Annotated in this window: 17 protein-coding genes; 6 read left to right on the forward strand and 11 right to left on the reverse strand. The window is 46.4% G+C overall.

What is annotated here, in order from left to right:
- Nucleotides 1-218: 218 nt before the first annotated feature.
- Nucleotides 219-1,862 (reverse strand): tetratricopeptide repeat protein, encoded by a 1,644-nt coding sequence (locus G395_RS28620; RefSeq protein WP_051350000.1) that lies wholly within the window; start codon nt 1,860-1,862, stop codon nt 219-221.
- Nucleotides 1,863-2,107: 245 nt separating this feature from the next.
- Between G395_RS28620 and G395_RS28630 the strand changes: the two genes are divergently transcribed.
- A complete protein-coding gene (locus G395_RS28630; RefSeq protein WP_229204021.1) occupies nt 2,108-3,067 on the forward strand; it encodes an exonuclease/endonuclease/phosphatase family protein in 960 nt (319 codons plus the stop codon).
- Here G395_RS28630 and G395_RS0105205 read toward each other — a convergent pair.
- The 7 genes from G395_RS0105205 to G395_RS0105235 form a co-directional block, all read right to left on the reverse strand.
- A complete protein-coding gene (locus G395_RS0105205; protein WP_026629099.1) occupies nt 3,046-4,200 on the reverse strand; it encodes a glycosyltransferase family 4 protein in 1,155 nt (384 codons plus the stop codon). The two genes, G395_RS28630 and G395_RS0105205, sit on opposite strands and share 22 nt — an antisense overlap.
- Before the next feature lie 2 nt (nt 4,201-4,202).
- Entirely contained in the window at nt 4,203-5,186 is a 984-nt protein-coding gene (locus G395_RS0105210; RefSeq protein WP_026629100.1) for a lysylphosphatidylglycerol synthase transmembrane domain-containing protein, read from the reverse strand.
- Entirely contained in the window at nt 5,183-6,355 is a 1,173-nt protein-coding gene (locus G395_RS0105215; RefSeq protein WP_026629101.1) for a glycosyltransferase family 4 protein, read from the reverse strand. The genes G395_RS0105210 and G395_RS0105215 overlap by 4 nt, the downstream gene beginning before the upstream one ends.
- A 101-nt stretch (nt 6,356-6,456) precedes the next feature.
- A complete protein-coding gene (locus G395_RS0105220; protein ID WP_035360410.1) occupies nt 6,457-8,907 on the reverse strand; it encodes a TonB-dependent receptor in 2,451 nt (816 codons plus the stop codon).
- Nucleotides 8,908-9,002: 95 nt separating this feature from the next.
- A complete protein-coding gene (locus tag G395_RS0105225; RefSeq protein WP_026629103.1) occupies nt 9,003-9,818 on the reverse strand; it encodes an AraC family transcriptional regulator in 816 nt (271 codons plus the stop codon).
- A 24-nt stretch (nt 9,819-9,842) separates the two neighbouring features.
- On the reverse strand, nt 9,843-11,777 hold the full coding sequence (locus tag G395_RS0105230; protein WP_026629104.1) for a KUP/HAK/KT family potassium transporter: 1,935 nt from the start codon (nt 11,775-11,777) through the stop codon (nt 9,843-9,845).
- Between the two features lie 99 nt (nt 11,778-11,876).
- A complete protein-coding gene (locus G395_RS0105235; RefSeq protein WP_211237745.1) occupies nt 11,877-12,809 on the reverse strand; it encodes a hypothetical protein in 933 nt (310 codons plus the stop codon).
- A 140-nt stretch (nt 12,810-12,949) separates the two neighbouring features.
- Between G395_RS0105235 and G395_RS0105240 the strand changes: the two genes are divergently transcribed.
- The 4 genes from G395_RS0105240 (at nt 12,950) to G395_RS0105255 (ending at nt 15,313) form a co-directional block, all read left to right on the forward strand.
- Nucleotides 12,950-13,507 (forward strand): RNA polymerase sigma factor, encoded by a 558-nt coding sequence (locus tag G395_RS0105240; protein WP_051350002.1) that lies wholly within the window; start codon nt 12,950-12,952, stop codon nt 13,505-13,507.
- Nucleotides 13,482-14,168 carry a hypothetical protein gene (locus tag G395_RS0105245; protein ID WP_026629107.1) on the forward strand — a complete coding sequence of 229 codons (687 nt, stop codon included), beginning with the start codon at nt 13,482-13,484 and terminating at the stop codon, nt 14,166-14,168. Before G395_RS0105240 ends, G395_RS0105245 begins: the two co-directional genes overlap by 26 nt.
- Before the next feature lie 67 nt (nt 14,169-14,235).
- On the forward strand, nt 14,236-14,886 hold the full coding sequence (locus tag G395_RS28635) for an OmpH/Skp family outer membrane protein (protein ID WP_051350003.1): 651 nt from the start codon (nt 14,236-14,238) through the stop codon (nt 14,884-14,886).
- Nucleotides 14,887-14,941: 55 nt separating this feature from the next.
- Nucleotides 14,942-15,313 (forward strand): VOC family protein, encoded by a 372-nt coding sequence (locus G395_RS0105255; RefSeq protein WP_026629108.1) that lies wholly within the window; start codon nt 14,942-14,944, stop codon nt 15,311-15,313.
- Nucleotides 15,314-15,326: 13 nt separating this feature from the next.
- Here the strand turns inward: G395_RS0105255 and G395_RS30975 are convergent, their stop codons facing one another.
- The 3 genes from G395_RS30975 to G395_RS0105275 form a co-directional block, all read right to left on the reverse strand.
- Nucleotides 15,327-17,144: a response regulator gene (locus G395_RS30975; protein WP_051350004.1), complete on the reverse strand. Its 1,818-nt coding sequence runs from the start codon at nt 17,142-17,144 to the stop codon at nt 15,327-15,329.
- 163 nt (nt 17,145-17,307) lie between these two features.
- Nucleotides 17,308-17,862 (reverse strand): dihydrofolate reductase family protein, encoded by a 555-nt coding sequence (locus tag G395_RS0105270; protein ID WP_026629109.1) that lies wholly within the window; start codon nt 17,860-17,862, stop codon nt 17,308-17,310.
- Between the two features lie 108 nt (nt 17,863-17,970).
- Nucleotides 17,971-19,323 (reverse strand): hypothetical protein, encoded by a 1,353-nt coding sequence (locus G395_RS0105275; protein ID WP_026629110.1) that lies wholly within the window; start codon nt 19,321-19,323, stop codon nt 17,971-17,973.
- 138 nt (nt 19,324-19,461) lie between these two features.
- Here G395_RS0105275 and G395_RS0105280 point away from each other — a divergent pair, with 138 nt between their 5' ends.
- The gene (locus G395_RS0105280) at nt 19,462-20,070 is read left to right on the forward strand and encodes a DedA family protein (protein WP_026629111.1); all 609 of its coding nucleotides are present in this window, start codon (nt 19,462-19,464) and stop codon (nt 20,068-20,070) included.
- Nucleotides 20,071-20,099: the final 29 nt, after the last annotated feature.

The following is a 20,099-nucleotide window of genomic DNA, read 5'->3' on the forward strand; positions in this document are numbered from 1 at the left end:
GCCAATGAAATGTCCGGCGATGACAATGCGAAGGTGATAAAAGAATGAAGAGCTGGCCAAACGCATGGCGTTACAAAAAAGCAACGCTGCCCTGACGGGCGTTACAAAAAGGAAACACAGTGCATTTCCAGTACACAACACACTGATTTTCAGAAAAATAAAAATGAATTTTCCACCATTAACATTCTGTTACCGCAATGTTATCTTAATGTGAAGTCCTAAATTGACTGAATGAAGGTTGAAATGTTATCACCCTGCTGGATGTTTAACTTTTTGCGAAGGCGGTGCCGCATGACGCGGAGACTGTCCTGAGAAATGCCGAGGAGTGTTGCAATGTCGGCGGAGGTATGGTTCATCTTCATCAGCGCGAGTACGCGCAGGTCGTTGGAGGTGAGCGAGTCTGATTGCTGTTGCAAGCGGTCGAAAAAGGACTGGTGCACCTGCTCGAATATCGTCCTGAATTCTTCCCAATGCTGGTCGTCGCTCAGGCCAAGGCGGATCTGTTCGGCGAGTTGCCGGATCTGCTTTTTCTGGTCGCGCTTGTCTTCTTTGCCCAGCTCGTCGAGTTTTGTTTGCAGATCTTCAAGCAGCTGGTTTTTGCGGATAACGTGCAGTGTATAGCTGCTGAGTTCCTTTGTCCTGATCTCCAATTGCTGCGTCAGGTTTTCTTCCTGTAACTTTTTGTTTTGCAAATCCACTTCCATCAGCTGGTTTCTGGCTTCAAGAAACTGTTTGTGCTGTGCATGCAGCTTTTGCTCGTTCCTGAATTTGAGCCGCTGCCTGCTGATGACCAGCCCTGCAATGAGGATAACCAGCACCACCACCACACCGATAGCGACTGAGACCATCAGATCGGCTTTTCTGGCCTGTGTTAATTGTTCAATCTCATTGTCTTTTTGCTCAATGTCGTAGAGCGTTTGCAGTAGTGCGAGCTGCTTGTTGCTTTCTTGCGAATAGATTTTGGTTAAATACTCACGGCTTAATGCCAGGTAATAAAAGGCGCTGTCATTCTTGTTCAGGAAGTTGTATCCCTTTGCGATATCATTGTATGCGCCCGAAAGCTGGTAAAAATCATCCTTCCTGCGCGCCAGCTCCATGGCCTGAAAGCTGAAATGAAGCCCTTTCCGATACTGGCCCGTTTTACGCAAAACATCACCCAGATTATTCAGCACTTCAATCTGCGCCTGCTCATGCCCCTGCTGCCGGTTGATCTTGTAAGCCCGGTCAAAATTGGCATAAGCCGAATCATAGCGTTCCAGATCTTCATAAATGCTTCCCAGGTTTTCATAGATCTTGGCAACTCCTTCCCGCAAATTTTCCTGCTGATATGCTTCCAGGGCTTTGTTTTGAAAGTAAAAAGCACTGTCATAATCCTGCTTCTTTTCATATAAATGCCCTATCCGGCCAAAAATGTCTGCCTTGCCCGCCCCGCTTTTCAATTCCTCATAATGGCCAAGCGCTTCGTCGTATTGCTTTCGGGCAATAGGTGATTGCCTGTTCCGGTAGTAAAGCTCGCCGAGCATAGCGAGGTTTTCTGCGAGCAGTTTTTTCTCGCCTTTGGCCCGGTAAATTTTATCTGCTTTGAGCAGATATTCCAGCGATTGCGGATAGTGACCGGAGAGAAAAAGAATGCGGCCGATCTGCTGCAGGTAACCCGCTGCTGTGAGATCATTATTCCCAGAAATTGCCTGGTTATACTTCTCTTTTGTGGCAACAAGCAGTGAGTCGGGCCTGCTGTATTCGCTGATGATCCTCTCACGGCTGCTTTCCGCATCTGCAAAAGGACTGCGGGATTGCGCGTGAACATACGCGGATATAAAAATAAAACAAAGGCAACACGCCCAACCTAACCAGACCTTCATTTGAGAGATTCTATTTCGGGCTTATCCATGCCTTAGTCCGGCTTTAAATTTTTGCTTGACCTTCATACAGTTGTGACAGATCGCCATCAACATTTTTTCAAAAATACAATTTGTTTTCCTGCTTGTCACAGATTTAACGATTCAATAACACCTGCTCTTCATTGAGGTCATACTGCAAGTGTAATTTGGCATCAAATAATTCAATGACGATGCCAGCTAATTGCATAAACAAAAGATTTTTGAGCGTGTGGGGACTTTTCGTGCTTGTGTTGACATGCAACAGCACCGAACGCACCAACGGGTCGACCGTGATTGACTTGCAGATGGGAAAGAACAATTTCATGAAAAATGAAACCAGCGGACAGTTCTCAGTCATCAGCTACAACATTGCAGGTCTGCCAGCGATCATTTCCAGCGCAAAAACGCCCAGGGCTGCCAGCATTGAAGCCATTGGCAAGAAATTACGAGCTTTTGACATTGTGCATGTTCAGGAAGATTTTAATTACCATACCCAATTGTATGATGGCGATGATGTCCACAACTACCGTACCGAAACCAAAGGGGCTGTCCCGTTTGGCGATGGCCTGAACACGTTGTCGAAATTCCCTTTGAGCAATGTTGTCCGCGTCAACTGGGATGATTGCACCGGGGCCGATTGCCTGACTCCCAAGGGATTTTCCTACACCAGGATACAAGTAGCGCTGAATGTTTTCATTGATTTTTATAATGTTCATTCCAATGCTTACAATACGCAGCCTGCCGCTGCGGCACGTCGTGAAAATATCAAACAGCTTTCAAAATTTATCCGCGAACATTCGGCTGGTAATGCGGTTGTTCTGATGGGTGACTTAAACGGACGTTATGGTTTTTTCTATGACAATATTCAGATCCTGACAAAGGAAAACGGCCTGCAAGATGCTTGGATCACCCATAAGAACAGGGGGAAAATGCCGGATGCATCCAAAGTGATCCCCTTAGCCAACATCCTGAATCTGAGCGACAGCAGCGAAACGATTGACAAAATATTCTTCCGCAGCAGCGAAACGTTAGAACTCCAGGCGACGAGCTATTCTTTTTTGAACAATCACTTCAATAATGAAGAAGGCCTGCCCCTATCCGACCACCATCCCGTAAGCGCACGATTCTCCTGGCAAGTCAAAACCGGTATAAAATATGGTTCCAATCATTTGGCAAAAGCGCTATAATACGCTCTAACCATTTTATCCCAACTGTAATTTGCGGCTGTATACTGTCGGAAAGCTTGCCTGTTCCCCTCGAACTTTCCCCTATTGGCGAGGATTTCATTGAGCTTCGTTGCCCAGGCATTTGCGTCTTGACTTGGAAGCAAAAAGCCATTTTTACCGTGCTGGATGGCATCGGGAATGCCATCCATGTCCGCTGCCAGGACCAGTGCTCCCGCCAGGGCTGCTTCAATGCACACCAACCCGAAACCTTCCATATCACCATCTATATGGATATTCGGCATAATAAATGCTTCCGACGCTTGTAATATCACTTTTTTATCCCCGGAAGGCAGGCGGCCCAGATGTTTTACGGATGTCGTAAAATCAGGATTGTTCAATAAAGATCTGATCATTGCCGCATCGGACCCGAAGCCCAGGAAAAGCATAATCCGTTCCCGCAGCTTGCCGGGAACGAGCGATAATATGCGTTCGAAAAAGCCTGGACGGTTATCAAAAGGACCGATGAGTAACACAAAAAAGCGGGGATCCAGCCTGGGAACGACTTCCCTGATAAACCAGGAGAAACCCTTGCGCTTTACCGCCCTGCCCACCGCAATCAGCAAATGCCGATCTGCGGGAATGGCGTATCGTTCCAGCACTTGTTGAATGGTTCTTGAATGCTGAATTGCATCTCCCTGCTCTTCATCCACACCATTATTGATAACGATGGTCTTACTAGGATCAATTCCCAATGCAATCGCCTGATCGGCGGTGGCCCGGCTTACTGCGATGAAAAGGTCGAACCGGTTGAATTTCGGGAGGACGCGCTTTCTGTATATTTCACTTGGAAATACGACGTCGAGCCCATGCAATGTAACTGCGCGTTTGAGATGCTTGTAACCTTTGTGATGCAGGCAGCATGTTGCCATAAGGGCATCATTGAAGTGAATAACGGTGATCCCGGGGTGCGCTTTGCAGATTCGCAGGATATTGCGCCGCAGCGTTAGGAAGAACATGAACCGGCTTCCTTTTCCTTCATATACAAGGCGGTGGACGCGGCAATAACGCTCCATCCCGGTGACCAGCTCGAAGCTTTGCTTTTCCATTCCGCCGACCGCCGGGGGGAATTTATGGCTGACAAACAGGATTTCCATAGTCAGGAGTAGAGGCGCTTTTTGTATATAAAAAACGAATAAAAAATGGCTCCTACCAGGATCCAGAACAGCTGACGAGCCCTGCGCAAAGCAGAAACGGACAGCCACAGCGGAATGCTGCTGATTCCCAACAGTGACAACATGATCTTATTACCAAATTCTTCCACCCCCACCTGCCCAGGCACAAAAGCACCGGCTGCTTTGACCATAATAACCCCCATATCCAGCAAAAGGCCGTCGGCGATCGTGACATTGTAGCCGAAGAGCTTTAACACAATATAAAATTCCAGCGAACCGACTACCCAATGCAGGGTGAACAGAGCAAATGCAAATGCGAGTTGCCTGGGATATGAATGATAAAAATCAGCCAGCTCTGCGCGTATGTTGGCGAGCCGGGATCTCATGCGTGCCAACTTTGGACTTTTGTCAGCATTTGAATGAATACCATAAACTTTATACAAAATAAGAACCAGCAGCAGGCAGATGATAAGCACCAGTAAGACAGATTTATATGGTAGCCACACTGCTATCGGTAATGGGTTTTGAAGCGAGAACCATACTAATGCTAAAATCAAAAGGCATACCTGGCTCGCAATCATCAACAACCTGGAAATGACTACGGATGTCAAAACTGTGGTTTCATCCACCGCGTAAGGCCTTAGCAGCACAATTTTGAGCATATCGCCTCCCGCGAAGCTTGCCGGATTGAACAGGCCGACGGTTTCACAAACATGCCGGATCATGAAAAGATCGGTTTTCGGGATGGCTCCCTTCGCGTTGCCGAGGCAATACCACCAGCCTAATGTTCCCAGCGCATAAGCCACTGAGGTGCTGAGTAAGACCCAGCCAAAACCCGCTCCCACTTTCGCCAGAGCTGCCTGCACCTGACGCGGGTCGATGACTTTCAGATACTGCCAGAGCAACACCAGCATACTCACCAGAAGCAACGCTTTAAGGATTTTTATAAAAAGCGGATGTAATTTCAAACTTTCAGGTTTTTTGTAAATGAGGTTGCCAGCTCATGCAGGTCATCAAAATAGGTCTTAGCCAGTGTTGTCCAATTAAACGCTTTGCTATGATCTACCGCATTAGCAGACATACGCTGCTGCAATGTTGGGTTTTGAATGACCAGACGGATTTTTTCTGCATATGCGTGGGCATCATCCGGGTCGCATTTGAAACCGTTTACGCCATCTTCGACTATATCTTTACTGCCACCGCCGTCTGCGATAACGGGCACCAAACCCGACGCCATCGCTTCGAGCACGACATTACCAAATGTTTCGGATATGGACGGAAAGATAAAAACAGAGGCCGATGCGTAAAGCACCGCTAATGCGTCATGGTCCTGTTTTCCGACGAAAATCGCGTCCGGCATTTTTCGCATGCAATCTTTTGCCGCCGTTCCATCTCCTGCAATTATCCAATTGCAGGCAAAGCCGTCGGCTTTCAGAACAGCATAGACAGCAATCAATGTTTCCAGATTTTTTTCCCAAACCAGCCGGCTCGCAAACAGGATCGTAGGAAGCGAATTGTTGGTCAGCCGTTCTAAATACTGCGTATCTTTTTTGTGCGGTGAAAATAGCGTTGTATCAATGCCACGCTGCCAGATCCTGAGATTCATGGCAGACATTCCGGTGGACACCAGCTCATCGGCCAGGCTTACAGACGGGACATACACCCGGTCGCAGGCATCGTAAAACCTGTTCTGGACTTTGGTAAGCCGATCTGCCACGGGTTTGACCAAAAATGGAACATAACTGAAATAGTAAGCCATGTAGCTCGGGAAGTGCGTGTGATAAATGCTGATGACAGGCAGTTGCCGCTCTTTGGCGTATGCCAGTGCAAAATGTCCCAGGATCGACGGCGTGGCAATGTGTACCACGTCCGGGCTGAAGTGTTCCAGCTGTATTTTGATTTCGTCGGCCGTTAAGGACGGGATGGCCAGCTTGTATTTGGGGTTCAGCGGGATGCTGAATGAGCGCGTTTTAATGCACTCGAACTGGTTGATCCGGTCCGGCCCATTCCCGCATACGAACAAAAAATCGAAGCGACTGGCGTCAATCCTGTCCAGCAGCTGGAACATGGTCCGCGACGCACCATCGAAGTCGGGAATCAGGATTTCTGCAAAAAATACAACTTTGATTTTTTTCATGGGCGCTTCAAAGCAACGAAAATAACCCATCCGCAGCGCCCGAATATGACCCTAATGTTAAATATCAAATTGTGCAAAAGCCAGTGCATTGAAGTGCCTGGTCAAAACTCCTTTTCTCCAAATTCGCTGGCCGGCAGCTTGCCTTTTTTCGAAGTTTGGTTGAGGTTATAGCTCAGGTTTAAAAGAAAGATATCTGTCTCCTGAATGTAATTGGTTGTTGTAAAAAAGTCTTTCCCAAATGTGGTGATCCGTTGCCGGTTTGAGCCCAGGAGGCCAAGATCGACGTTCTGCCATTGTAATGTTGCGGCCAGCTTGCCTTTCAGGAAGGTTTTTCTTGCGGATAAGTTGGGCGTGATAAAACGGGAATCCTCTCCCTGGGCTGTGATCCGCTTTGAGAGAAAATTCAGCGATCCCTGCAATTGAAAAGTGGGAGAAAATTTGAAAGTTGTATTGGCATTGATTGCGTAGATCCAGCTGTCTGTACTCACACGCACATCGTTGTTAAACAGCGAACCTTTGATTTTATAATAATACAAATTGCCCCCGGCGTAGATCTGCCACCATTTTGCAATGTTCAATGTGCTGCCTGCTTCTAGTCCCCAGGACGTTGCCAGCCCTGCATTGGTGTAAATGCGATTGAGGATCGTATCATTATAGACACTGTTGACCCGGTTAACCACATTCTTAATACGCTGATTATAAACGGTTGCAAAGACGCTGCCTTGCTTGAAATCCTTGACAACCCCCAACTCGGAAAGATCTATAAACTCGGGCAGAATGTCCGGATCTCCCGATTCAAGCGTTTCTGAATGTTCCCGTTCAGGGAACGGGTTAAGCTCGCTATTGGTGGCACGCTGCACGCGTTTGCTGTATCCCGCCCGTGCGCGCAGGGATTTGGTAACATGGTATTGCAGATTAAGGGATGGAAAAAGGTTGGATAAATAAAGATTTCGCATATCCTGGCTCCCGGCCTTGAAGGCACGCGATGCATATTCGTAACGCAAACCGCCCACATACTCGAATTTGGCCTGCTTGGCTGAATACTGCCCGTATATCGAATGTATTTCGTTGGTCACCCGCGTACTACTGCTGAATTCCGGTACAATACCGAACTGCCCGGTTTCCAGGTCAAGGTCCAGATATTGAAAATTCCCTTTCTGGACCTGATATCGGTATTGATAGCCCGTTTCCAGCTTTCCGGGGCCCAGGTTTACACTGTAATCCGTTTTTAGCCGATAGGCAGTGAGCGGGTTTTCACTTGGGTTGCGGCTGCTTTGGAGGATCACATTTCGGGACGGCTCGCTCATGTTCATGTTGGTAGTAAGTCCCTCCATCCCAGCATTTTCCACCAGGCCGGAAATACCCAGCGCAGATTTGTTTCCAAAAGTGTGTACATAGTCCAGGTTTCCTAAGGTAATCCTGCCCGACTTTCTTGCCACATTTGAATTAAAATACGTAATCCGGCCGATCACATCACCCGTTTGCAGGTCCGTTTTCGTGTTATTGTAAACGATATCGGCACGGCGCGACTGCGAACGAAACCCTGTATAAAAACCTACCGAAAGTGCATCGCTCGAACGCGGCGTAAATGATACGGAGCCCCTCGCAGTGTAATTGTAGCGGATAAAACTCCGCTCCCCATCCGATGGGAACGAGGTGAATACCTGACCGATTGTCGTATTGACATCGCCGGTTCGCTGCCCTGCGATATCGTTCCGCAGGTAATTCCCGCTCAAACTGACGTCCCATTTTTCGGAACGCGCATTGAATGTGACATCGCCGCCAAAACGGAGCGGATTGTGCAGGTTATCATAGCGGTAAATGGCCGGAAAGCCTGCCTGCACATTGGCCGAAAACGATCTGCTTCCCGCCAGTGCCGCTTTTGTCGTGATATTGATTATCCCCGATTTGCCGTCCGGATCAAAACGTGCCGAGGGGGATGTGATCACTTCAACATTTTCAATGGTGTTCGCCGGAATCTGGTTCAGGATCGTTGCTGCGTCCGTTTGCACGGGTTTGCCATTAATCAAAACCAAAAATCCGGACGAACCCCGCAACGTAATGTCCCCTTCGCTGTTGACTGTAACGGAAGGCGTATTTTTTAACACATCAATGGCCGTTCCGCCCTGGCTATTCAGGAATTTATCGGCCCGGTACACCTGCCGGTCCACTTTATTTTCGAGCAACTGGCGGTCGGCCGTGACATTCAATTCCTGTAATGTCCGGGGATCTGCGTCCATGAGAATCTGGCCGAGTTCAATGATCTTTTGAGCGCCCAAAGCGGGCACGGGAAACGTAGCCTTGCTGTAACCAATATATTGCGTCTGGATATAGTACGGGCCCGATGTAACATTTTCGAACTTAAAAGCGCCATTTTCAGAGGTTAGTAATCCGGTTACCAATGTCGAGTCCGAACTTTTGAAAAGTGCCACTGAACAGTATGCCAATGGTTGACTGGTCTGCCGGTCTGCTACGCTGCCGGAGATGGTTTGCGCTTGTGCACAGGCAATCGAAGTGAGTAAAATCAGTAAGGGAAAAGCAAAAACTTTCATGTTGAGTTAAAGGCACGTCCGTGGTTTTGCGGACGGGCAAATTTAACTCTACACCGGCAGTAGACTTTGTACATTCACGCCAATTTCTGGTATATTCAAGAAATACCCTTTCGATATATCCCGGGAAGCACGCCTGTCTGGCGTTTGAAAAACTTATTGAAATGGGAGGCGTCGCTAAAACCCAGTTCAAATGCCAGTTCCGTCAGGTTTTGATATGAATACAAAAGCAGCTTTTTAGATTCCGCTGTCAGTTTTTCATTAATCACGGCACTGGCCGTGGAGCCAAGAAATTTCTTGCAGGCCGCGTTGAGTGTTTTTGAGGTGGTATTTAAAGCATCGGCATAAAACTGCGTTTCGTGGTTGGTTTTGAATTCCGTGTCGAGCAGGGCAAAGAAGTTTTTGAGCAATGGCGGAAACGGCAGTGCCGCATTTGATTTCATTTCCCTTTTGAGCAAATTAAAAATCAGGTCGAGATAGGTTTGGATAACTGCTTCAAAGTTCGTTTCGCCCCGGGTATATTCCAGTTCAATGCTCCTGAAAATGCCCTTAAATGTTTCATTTACTTCTTCCAGATCAAAACTGCTGGGAAAAGGCAGCGGGAATGTCTGGAAAAGGACATCATAAAGCGGATGGTCCAGCAAAAAATCCTTTTGAAGCATCGCCACATAGCCTTTTGGAATTTCTGTCAGCTCCCAGCTATGGATCTGGCCTGGCATAACGAGATACAAGCTGTTGGGTTTCACCGCAAAACGGTTATGGTCGATCTGGTGAGAACCCGCGCCTTGTTCCAGGTAAATTATTTCAAGATAATCTTTATGTCCATGCGGATTCGTGGTTTTAATCACCTCCTTCATTCTCTTGATCCTGAAAAGCTCACTCCCGTTCAGCTTGTTTTTAATCGGCACTTCCATGATTGAAGCAATCTTTACGCAAGTTTAATATACCCTTCTCATCCTTATCTGGCTCGGCGAGCTGATGACAAGCGGCACCTTTTCCACCTTCACCGAACTGTTGTCGAGGCCAAACCACTGGGCTTCTGAATTAGTAATGCTCTTGATGGCGAAATAAAATTTCATAACAAACTCCTCATGCCAGGGAAGGTCATTTTCAACAGACAAATAGCGTTCAAGAACCACAAAACGGAAGTCGCCCGTAACATTCTGGCGGTTGAGTGACTCATACCGGCTCGTGATATCAACCTCGTTATTACGGACCATATCCTCCACCACATTGCGCAAGAACATATTAATGCGCTGCTCGACCCGGAAACCCAGAATGAAATTGATTTTGATCACATCATCCTCGGCCCTCACATTAACGTGGTAATCCATCGTGTACGGTTCGTCGGTCGTCTCCACGTGCACAAACCAATAGATATCCGCCCGTTTAGGCCGTTTTTGAAATATAGAATAAATGATTTTGTTTTCGATCTGGTCGTCCGCGGCCGCATTGGACATAAACACCAAATGCGTGGCATACTTGGGCACACTGATATCATTGCTAAGCTCTTTGAGCGCGGGGATATATTTGTCCAGGTCCACAAATTCGGTCAGTCTGAGTTTGATCACATTCGCCCGCAGCCACATGGCCATCAGGTCCGCGATGACGATTGCCAATACCAGCGAAACCCAGCCGCCATGCGGAAATTTCAAAAGGTTGGCAGCAAGGAACGAGCCTTCTATGGCCAGGTAAACAACCATGAATGCGCCTACCCAGAGCTTTGCTATTTTGTGTACAAAAAGATAATACGAAAACAGCAAAGTAGTCATGATCATGGTAAGCGTGATGGCAAGCCCATACGCCGCTTCCATATGCGACGATTCTTTGAAATACAACACGATACCAATGCATCCCGCCCACAAAAGCCAGTTTACACTTGGCACATAAAGCTGTCCTTTTTGATCACTTGGATAAATCAGGCGGACTTTGGGCCATAGATTTAGCCGGATGGCTTCCGAAACCAAGGTGAACGAGCCGCTGATGAGCGCCTGGCTGGCTATAATGGTGGCCATCGTAGCGACGCAAATTCCTGGCAATAACCACCAGTCGGGCATGATTTCATAAAATGGCTTTCTTCCATTCAATGTCTCTCCTACGTGCATCGCCAGCCACGCACCTTGCCCGAAATAGTTGATAACAAGACAAGTTTTAACATAAATCCAACTGATACGGATGTTGCCCCGGCCACAATGCCCAAGATCAGAATATAGTGCTTCGGCCCCGGTCGTACAAAGGAAAACAGAACCCAACAGCCAGAAACCTCCCGGATGGTTCGTTAAAAGCTGATAAGCATAATAAGGGTTGAATGCTTTGAAGATTTCAGGGTGGTAAAGCACCTGCGAAAGCCCGAGGACGAGCAGCATTAAAAACCAGACAAGCATCACCGGCCCAAACGCCCGGCCTACAATTGTAGTCCCAAAAACCTGGATGATGAACAATAGGGTGAGAATCCCGATGACGATCGGAATGGTCTGAATATGCGGATAGAGAATACGAAGACCCTCTACGGCCGACGAAACCGAAATGGGCGGCGTGATTATCCCATCAGCCAGCAATGTACTGGCCCCGATTATGGCTGGAATAGTGAGCCATTTTGCATTTTTCCGTACCAGTGCGTAAAGGGCTAATATCCCGCCTTCGCCATTGTTATCGGCCCGCAGGATCAGAATCACATACTTGACAGTAGTTTGTAATGTCAATGTCCAGAAAATGCAGGACACTGAGCCGTAAACGACATCCAATGCGATGGCCTCACCTCCGATGATGGCCTGCATTGCATACAATGGGGACGTTCCAATATCTCCAAAAATAATCCCTAAGGCGACTAACAGACCTGCCGCTGATGCCTTGTCACTATGTTTTAAACTCATTCTTGTTGTTAATTACTGCAATCACACAGACCCCGCCTTTATCACGGCATATAAATTTGACAATATTAGGATATTTAACATTCATCATGCTTTTCAGGATTACGATTCTTCTGAAAATTCTTTTAAATAACCTGGTTTGATCAGCGCCAGCATATAAATGCCACAGCCGATCAGATAGGTCAGCACTGTCCAGGCTATTTTCTGGCTGTCTTTATTTTCAAAGGCTTTGTTATTTCCTTCAAGGATCATAAAGTCATTATTGATTGGTCTTTGCATAGCGTTTTTGACTGCAATGCGGTAACCATCCAGGTCGTATGATACAGGTTTTAATTCAAAATGGTCTACTTTTTGAAAATCGTATTTTACCATTTTATTCACACATTCCTGGTAAAAAGCTTGAAAGCGTCTTTGCTTTTCCTGATTTCCCAGATAGTTACTGACCCTCTTCGTGAATTTCGTCCCGAACCAGAAGCGGGGTGTCCGCGCAATGATCTGCCGCTTGTGCGTCAGGATTGGATTTACAAAGAAAATATCAAAGTTAAGGTTGCTCTGAAACTTTCCATCCACTCTGGAAGTGTAGTATGCGCCCCCGATCATCCTATGAACCGCAAAAATATCAATTCTGAAATACCTGGCTTCTTTCATTGATTCAATTTGCGTCACATCCTTCACCAAAACCATTTTACTTTGCAATGTGGAAAGATATGCTTGTGAAATGGCGAGCATTCCGAAAAGGGTAAAGTATCCGATAATCTGCAACTGCTCTACGCGTCTCCGCGGGCTTTTCACGAAAGTCAGCCGCTCGAATTTCATCCAGAAGAGAATCGGCGCAAACGCTACAAATGCAGGAATATATAGTTCCCACATTTCTTCCCTCACTTCAAGAATCGGAAATTTCCCTGTAAATAACCACCACCGCACCACCCCAAGAAAAAACACTGAACTCCAAACCACAATGGAGAATAGCGGCAAAACCGATTTCAGTTTCAGTATGTAATTTTTGTTCAAAGCACTGGGTTTAATGGATGGCATGACTCGCATTTCGAACTCCACACTGCTATTTAAAAATAATTCTGTTTCAGCAATGGAATTTTTTTTAGTAAAATCGTTTTCACCAGGCAACCATTTGTGCTTCGGGATTCTTCTTACCAAGAGAACATTCGCAAGGGACATTGATTACACTCTCAATCATTCATCAAGCTCAGCTAAAAGACGTCTGTTCGCAGCGAAAGCTTTTTGATGCCTATGGGAAAGTGTTGCACCGCACCGCAAGACGATACATTTCGGATAAGGGGAAAGTGGAGGATGCCGTATCGAATGCTATTTTTATAATGCTTGAAAAAATGGGCCGCTGCAAGTTTGAGGCAGTCGGGGCTTTTGAAAGCTGGATCAAAAGGATTGTTATCAATGAGTGCCTTGCTGTAATTAAGAAGGCCAAGCCCTTTAAAATGCTGGATGAGCTGGAAGCAGAGACTTATCAGACCGACGAAATTATCATTGAAAACCTGACTGCAGACAGGATTCTGGAAGTTATCGCAGGGCTGCCGATTGGCTATCGAACGGTTTTTAACTTATACGAAGTGGAAGGTTACACGCATTTGGAAATCTCAGAAATGTTGGGAATCAGCACGGGAACGTCCAAATCACAGCTGAGCAAGGCGAAAGTAATGTTGCAGAAAAGAATCATCGACTTAGATCCGAGTTATGAAAAACGAAGACTTGTCTTATAAAATCAGAGAGCTGCTCGACAGGTCTGATGAAAGTGACCCGGAATGGGATCCCGACAAGTTCTGGAACCTTTTCGAGGCGCGGAAAAGAAGGCGGCAGAGATGGGTTACGTTTTCATATTCCATGGCGGCAGCAGTCGTTCTTGTAGCAGTGTCTATTGTGTTTTCGGGTGATGGACTTATTCGTTATAACGGGACAAATTCCAAGAAAGTCAGCAAAGTGCAGGGCAATTTGACGCATCCTTTGCTTAAAAGTGAAAGGGAATTGTCATTGCACGAAAATTCGGAAGCGAATACGAGACATAATGGTCGTCTTACAGCCAGCACGAAAAGGGCACCTTATCCTGCATATGCTAAGATGAAACCTTCGAAACGGTCGGCAGCACAAACGGGGGTTTATTTCAAAAAGGCCAGTCCGCCAGTTGACGAACCCTACCCTGATGACCCGTATATGGAACAGAGTGCTGCTATTTTTTCGCAGGAAAATGACGACATGCCTTCGCTTTTAAGGATGTTTGAGCAGGCGCGCAAGGAACGCGAGCTGCGCACATTAAGCGTTCAACTGGAAGACAGGGAAAACTACAACAGCTTCTGGCTCACCGTAAATCAGCAATTATTGGCCAATAAACTCAACAGCGATCAGCTGCATTACGAGCGATACTAAGCTGAATCCATTGGTTGGTGACCCAATGAACAACATTAACTTCTAATTTTATATACAATTTCAATATATGAAAAGCTTCATTAGACTAAGCCTTTTTGCAGGGCTGCTATTTATCCATTTCCAGTCCCTTAGCCAGGGAACAGCAACAGGCACATCTCCGAAGATCGGTTATACCAATGTTGATATAGTAATGAGCCAGCTGCCGGAAACCAAGGCGATGCAGAATCAGCTGGAAACGACCCGCACCCAACTGGAAAAAGCAATAGATGCATCGCTTAAAGAGTTTCAGCAAAAGGCTGATAATTATCAGAAGACGGCGGGTCAGATGACCGAAATCATCCGGGCCGACAAGGAAAAGGAACTTGAAAATCTGCAAGCACGCATCCAAGACATGCGCAGCAAAGCCCAGCAAACATTACAAGATAAACAGCAACAACTCATGGGCCCGATCCTGGCAAAAGTGGACAGTGCCATCCAACAGGTAGGTAAAGAGCATGCATTTGTTTATATCTTTAACATGGACGGCGGAGTGGGCACCGTACCATTCATATTATTCGCCTCGGCAGAAGAAAACAATGTCACAAATCTGATTTTGGAAAAACTCGGTGTCGATCCCAACAAATCAGAAACCTCTGCCAAACCCGAGAAGTCAAGTCCCGCGCCTACCCCGGCGAATCCAGCCAAGCGGGTGCCGGCCGCTAAAAATGGGAAGCAGTGAGAGTTAAGACGGCGAAGTACCGCAATGTCTTCAAAATTTTAATATGGAATACAATATGAAACAATCGTTATTATCCATAAGGCCGTTTATAGGAAGTAGGGATTTTGAAATATCCCGAAATTTCTATCGCGATCTGGGCTTCGAAGAAGTTGTGATCTCACCGGATATGTCTCTTTTCAAAACAGACAATGTTGGCTTTTACCTGCAAGACGCGTTTGTCCAGGATTGGATCGACAACACAATGATGTTCCTGGAAGTACAAAATGTGCAAAGCACGTGGGACGAGCTTGTCGCACTTGATCTTCCGGCAAAATATAGCGGCGTTCGGCTCACACCCATTCGTGTCGAGCATTGGGGCCGCGAGTGTTTTGTCCACGATCCGTCCGGGGTATTATGGCACTTCGGGGAGTTTTTTGATAAAAAATAGCTGTGAATGCGCATTAATGATCCTGAGCCAGGACTTGTGCTTGCGGTTTGGGCAAACTGCTGTCATCCTCTGTTTTGAGAAATGTAAACAGGATATCGTAGAGGTCACCCGGAACATAAGGCTTCGCGAGATATCCGGAAAATCCGTTGGACAATGCTTTGTCACGCTCATCTGTAAACGCAGAGGCTGTCAGGGCGATTATGGGTGTAGTGGCGCCTTGTGCACGGATGAGCTGGGTAGCTTCAAAACCATTCATTACCGGCATTTTAAGATCCATTAATACCAAATCATAATGTTGGTTGTTGAACCGCTCAACCGCTTCACAACCATTTTGGGCCTTATCGTATTGCAGGCCGATCTTTTTGAGCAGATTTGTGGCAAACAGTAAATTAACTGCATTGTCATCCACGACCAAGATCCGGGCATCGGGAATAGCGACCATTACGCCCGCCGGCTTCTCCACCACCAGTTGCTGGTTGGAATAATCGAATTCAATTTCGAAAGAAAAACACGACCCTAGCCCCTCCTCACTTTCTAATTTTATTTCACTGCCGAAAAGCCGTAAAAGCTCTTTCGTTATCGCCAGCCCGATCCCCGTTCCGCGGTTACCACGCTTTGCTTCACTGCTACTTTGGACGAATATCTCAAAAATGGAAGACTGATCTTCCGACGGAATGCCGACTCCCGAATCGCTGATTTCGAAGTGTAAGGATATCCGGGTTTCATCCCTTTCTGTTTCCTTCACCGCCAGTTTTACAAATCCTTTCTCCGTAAATTTGACCGCATTATGAATCAGGTTGGTAACAACCTGGTTAAGACGGACTTGGTCGCCGGTCAGGTGCGCAGGCAATGCAGGATCAATGTCAAATATCAGGTTCAGCCCCTTTTCCCGGGCTCGCGGAATGAATGTTTTTTCAAGATTTTTAAGCAAAACATACAGGTCAAATGGCTCCCTGGCAAGCTTGACGTGATTAGAATTTATTTTATTGAAATCAAGAACATCATTGACGACGGCCATCAAGTGGTCGGACGAAAACTTCAAAGTCCCGACCAATTCTCTCTGAAAATCCGTTCGCAAATCTTCCTGCAACATCAAGTGGATAACGCCTACAATCCCATTCAACGGGGTCCTGATCTCATGGCTCATAGTAGACAAGAAATCGGATTTGGCCTGCATTGCCTCCCTGGCGAGCTGGTTTTGCTTTTCCAGCTCCTTATTTTGTCTTTGTAAGCTGTTGAAATAAATAAACTCCCTATACTGCTTGTTATAGCGCATTTGTAATACCAATGGAAACACACTTTGTCCCAGAAAATAGAAAAAGCCGCCCTCTTTCAGAAAATGAACCAGCACATCCGCTCCTTTGATATAGAGCGCTGATGAGAAAAAAAGAATGGTGGCAACCGAGCTGATGAGGGCATAGCTGAACTTCCAGTGCAAAACCCAAATCGAGAATATCAGCTGCAATGTCAGGTTGATACTCAGGTCATAATAATATAGAGTCTGAAAACGGGCCAGGATAAACGAATGAAAGATAATCAGCAGGATCCGGCTGTAAAAGGAAGCATGCTGACTATTTATTTTCCCTCTGAAATGCAGGAAAATGATCACTGCTACCAGGCCGCTGCAGGCCAGTTGTATCAGAAATATAGACCGGTAATTGGGATTGCCATTCAGGTAGTAAAGGATGGACGTGGATGGATAGCAAACCAAAAACGTCAAACAAAATATCCTGTTACCCCACAATGCCCTGGCCTCGAATTCCTCGTTCCAGAGGTTCGTTAAACCCTGCGGATCGCCTTTTATTGCATCCTGAAAGATAGTTGCAGCCACTGTTTGTAAAACTAGATCTAAAACAATGCAAAGTAGTTATTTGCAATTCATATTCCGCTTTGTAAGCACCGGAACCGCAAATAAATATTGCCCGCGTCTTGACCTTACGCTTTACATTCGTGAGGCACCGCTGCTGGCGGCCTTTTTAAGGAATCATATTAAGCTATGATTCCTTCGATGGAGCGTAGTAAAGCAATATCGCACCGCTGGCAAATGTTTGGGTTTTTGTCAATTTTAAAATAACCCCATCGGCCAGTTCTTCAAAAAGAGGCAGCCCTTTTCGTGCTACAACCGGGTGGACCATCAGCTGGAATTCGTCTACGAGGCCTAGGTTCAGCAAGCCGATGATCAGGCTGCGGCTGCCAACCAGAATATCGCGGCCGTCTTCCTCCCGGAGCGCCAGCGCTTCCATTTCCAGATTCCGGGCAGCGACTTTTGCGCTTTTCCAATCCACATGCTGCAATGTTTTGGAAAATACAACTTTGGGGATCGCATCCATTTGCAATGCAAAGTCATCCATTGATTTTTCCCCGCTCGGATGTTCTGCCAGGTCCTTCCAGAATTCCATCAGCTGATAAGTTTTCCGGCCGTACAATGCAACACCGGCACTTTTCAGAAGCTCTCCATAATGATCGTGCACTGCTTCATCCGGAGAAACTGCTGTATGGTCGCAAAAACCATCCAGCGTCATATTAATAGCGGCGATTATCTTTCTCATACGTAAGCAGATTTGGTTAGTAAAGATTGAACAGCAGCAAAATTACCAAACCGAGGATCCTGTAACTGTGGTCATTTCAAACATATTGAGGGGGTATTTGAGACAAGTTTACTTCACCTGTATTTTTGACCAGTAGGGCTTTGATTCGCTATTATTTACAAACAGGCCATGTGCATCATAGCTGCCGGCGGGGAGATTTGCAGGAATTGTGTATTTGCCGACACCAATTTTCAACCCTGCTATCGCCCAGGTAAAAATGATGAGTTCAGGATCAAGCTCCACGATTTTTTCACCTGATCTGAGACGTAAACGAGGGAGCATATCGACAGTGATCTGAGAGTCAAAATAGCCATATGCGACAGGCGAAGCTTTGACGAAGAAAGACTCGCCCCTACCCACAGATACAGGGTTCACACTGCGCATGGTAGCAAGATAAATATTGCCTTTCCAAATGGATTCGATAGCGTTGGTTTCATGGAAAGACACATGATAGCTGGCATTTCCGATGAACCTTTCTCCTTCATAAAATGACAGCAAATATGATCCTTCGGGCAGACTGAAAGGGATTTTATCAACAGATAAAAAATTACCATCCACGATCCGCGCCGCCGCCGTTAGCGGCTTATCCAGGAAATCATTGGAAAAACGCACAGAATATTGCTGTCCGGGCACAAAGTTGTCACCGTAAACTCTGATCGTATCCTTATAAAGAACTTGGTATTTGTAACTCGTGCTTGGGTAAACCACAGCTTTTCCCTTGATAAACTTCACGCCCTCGAAGACCACAGGTTTTTGCCCTTGCAGCGTGATTTCAACATTCATCAAATCCCCTGTTATCAAATCCTTGCTCAAATTATCGTACAACATTCCACCATGATCATTGAAGCTCGTTGTTATGGTCTGTCTTGTTTTTGTATTAAATACTTTAACCAAAGCACCCGGTTTGCCCGGAGCCGAAGGGATGCTGCCCACGTTTTTAAGATAGCGTAAGTTGAACTTTATGTAGGACGGATAAACCTGGACCTCCTTATCCATCAGCTCTATTTGCGGCGCTCCTGAAAACCTGAAATAGACTTGAAAGGATAATCTTCTATTGCCTGTTTTGCGCCGAAGATGAAATACCAGAGGTCCTGTCCCCTGATAGGCAGAAAGGATCACATTTTCCGAACTTAACTTACCCAAACTGTCCTCCAAAGCAATGCTCGATTTCAGCTCCAAACGAACCTCGGCTTTCTTATTATCATACCCATCTGGCATGTCTACCAGATAACTGTTAGTGGCCGTATCAAAACTTATAGTCTTGGCTCCCACAACATCGAAGTCTTTCAGGAATTCGGCTGCGGTCAATGCTCCGGTTGGCTCGGGTTCGGGCGCCGGCGGATTCTCCACAAGGTCGCTGCCCCTTTTACAGCCTGACAGAAAGGTGATTAATACAAGAAGAAGGTAAAATGTTTGCTTCATTCGGAATGGATCGCTGATAGTAACAAAGTAATCCTAAGTAACTTATTTTATACTTTAAATACAATTAATTACGGGTTTCGTATTTAAAATGGATAAATTAAAGCGTCCGACTTCCAATTAACATTGCACGCTTCCTTTATGACTTCCCTGATTGAGAAATTTATTAGTCAAGCCAGTTACATTGCCATTTTTCTTCTCATGCTCCTGGAAAATGTTTTCCCGCCTTTGCCGTCGGAAATTGTCTTGTCTATCAGCGGTATAACAGCAGCTCAGGGTGAAATAAATCCGTTCTTTGCCGTTCTTTCCGCTACATCAGGCTCCCTGGCGGGAGCTGGTTTCTGGTATTGGGTTGGGAACAAAGTCGGCCATGATCGTTTGGAAAAGTGGGTTAGCCGAAACGGGATGTGGATCGGTCTTTCGGACGAATCGTATCAAAAAGCGCTCCGGTTCTTCGACAGACACTCTACCGCGGCTGTTTTCTGGGGAAGAATGGTGCCAACTTTCCGAACCTTCATTTCCATTCCGGCAGGGCTTGTCAAAATGAAACTCACAAAGTTCCTGATTTACACATTCATCGGCACGCTCACCTGGTCGTCGCTCGTCTTTTTCATAGCCTATTATTTTGGCAACAAATACCAAAGCGCTTTCGATACGGTTGGGAAAGGTTTCAATATCATCTTTGCCGGGCTGCTGCTGTTTTATGTCATAAAAGTTATCAGGAGCTGGGTTCAGAAGAGGCACAAGTGAACCTATGCCGTTTTCCGGGTAGGATTGCC

This window comes from Dyadobacter alkalitolerans DSM 23607 (assembly GCF_000428845.1).
GTDB lineage: Bacteria > Bacteroidota > Bacteroidia > Cytophagales > Spirosomataceae > Dyadobacter > Dyadobacter alkalitolerans.

Bases quoted from the DNA above. Each gene is read 5' to 3' on its own strand.
- G395_RS28620 (WP_051350000.1), bottom strand. From the start codon at position 1,862: ATGAAGGTCTGGTTAGGTTGGGCGTGTTGCCTTTGTTTTATTTTTATA.
- G395_RS0105205 (WP_026629099.1), bottom strand. From the start codon at position 4,200: ATGGAAATCCTGTTTGTCAGCCATAAATTCCCCCCGGCGGTCGGCGGA.
- G395_RS0105215 (WP_026629101.1), bottom strand. From the start codon at position 6,355: ATGAAAAAAATCAAAGTTGTATTTTTTGCAGAAATCCTGATTCCCGAC.
- G395_RS0105220 (WP_035360410.1), bottom strand. From the start codon at position 8,907: ATGAAAGTTTTTGCTTTTCCCTTACTGATTTTACTCACTTCGATTGCC.
- G395_RS0105225 (WP_026629103.1), bottom strand. From the start codon at position 9,818: ATGGAAGTGCCGATTAAAAACAAGCTGAACGGGAGTGAGCTTTTCAGG.
- G395_RS0105230 (WP_026629104.1), bottom strand. From the start codon at position 11,777: ATGAGTTTAAAACATAGTGACAAGGCATCAGCGGCAGGTCTGTTAGTC.
- G395_RS0105235 (WP_211237745.1), bottom strand. From the start codon at position 12,809: ATGCCATCCATTAAACCCAGTGCTTTGAACAAAAATTACATACTGAAA.
- G395_RS0105245 (WP_026629107.1), top strand. From the start codon at position 13,482: ATGAAAAACGAAGACTTGTCTTATAAAATCAGAGAGCTGCTCGACAGG.
- G395_RS28635 (WP_051350003.1), top strand. From the start codon at position 14,236: ATGAAAAGCTTCATTAGACTAAGCCTTTTTGCAGGGCTGCTATTTATC.
- G395_RS0105255 (WP_026629108.1), top strand. From the start codon at position 14,942: ATGAAACAATCGTTATTATCCATAAGGCCGTTTATAGGAAGTAGGGAT.
- G395_RS0105270 (WP_026629109.1), bottom strand. From the start codon at position 17,862: ATGAGAAAGATAATCGCCGCTATTAATATGACGCTGGATGGTTTTTGC.
- G395_RS0105275 (WP_026629110.1), bottom strand. From the start codon at position 19,323: ATGAAGCAAACATTTTACCTTCTTCTTGTATTAATCACCTTTCTGTCA.
- G395_RS0105280 (WP_026629111.1), top strand. From the start codon at position 19,462: ATGACTTCCCTGATTGAGAAATTTATTAGTCAAGCCAGTTACATTGCC.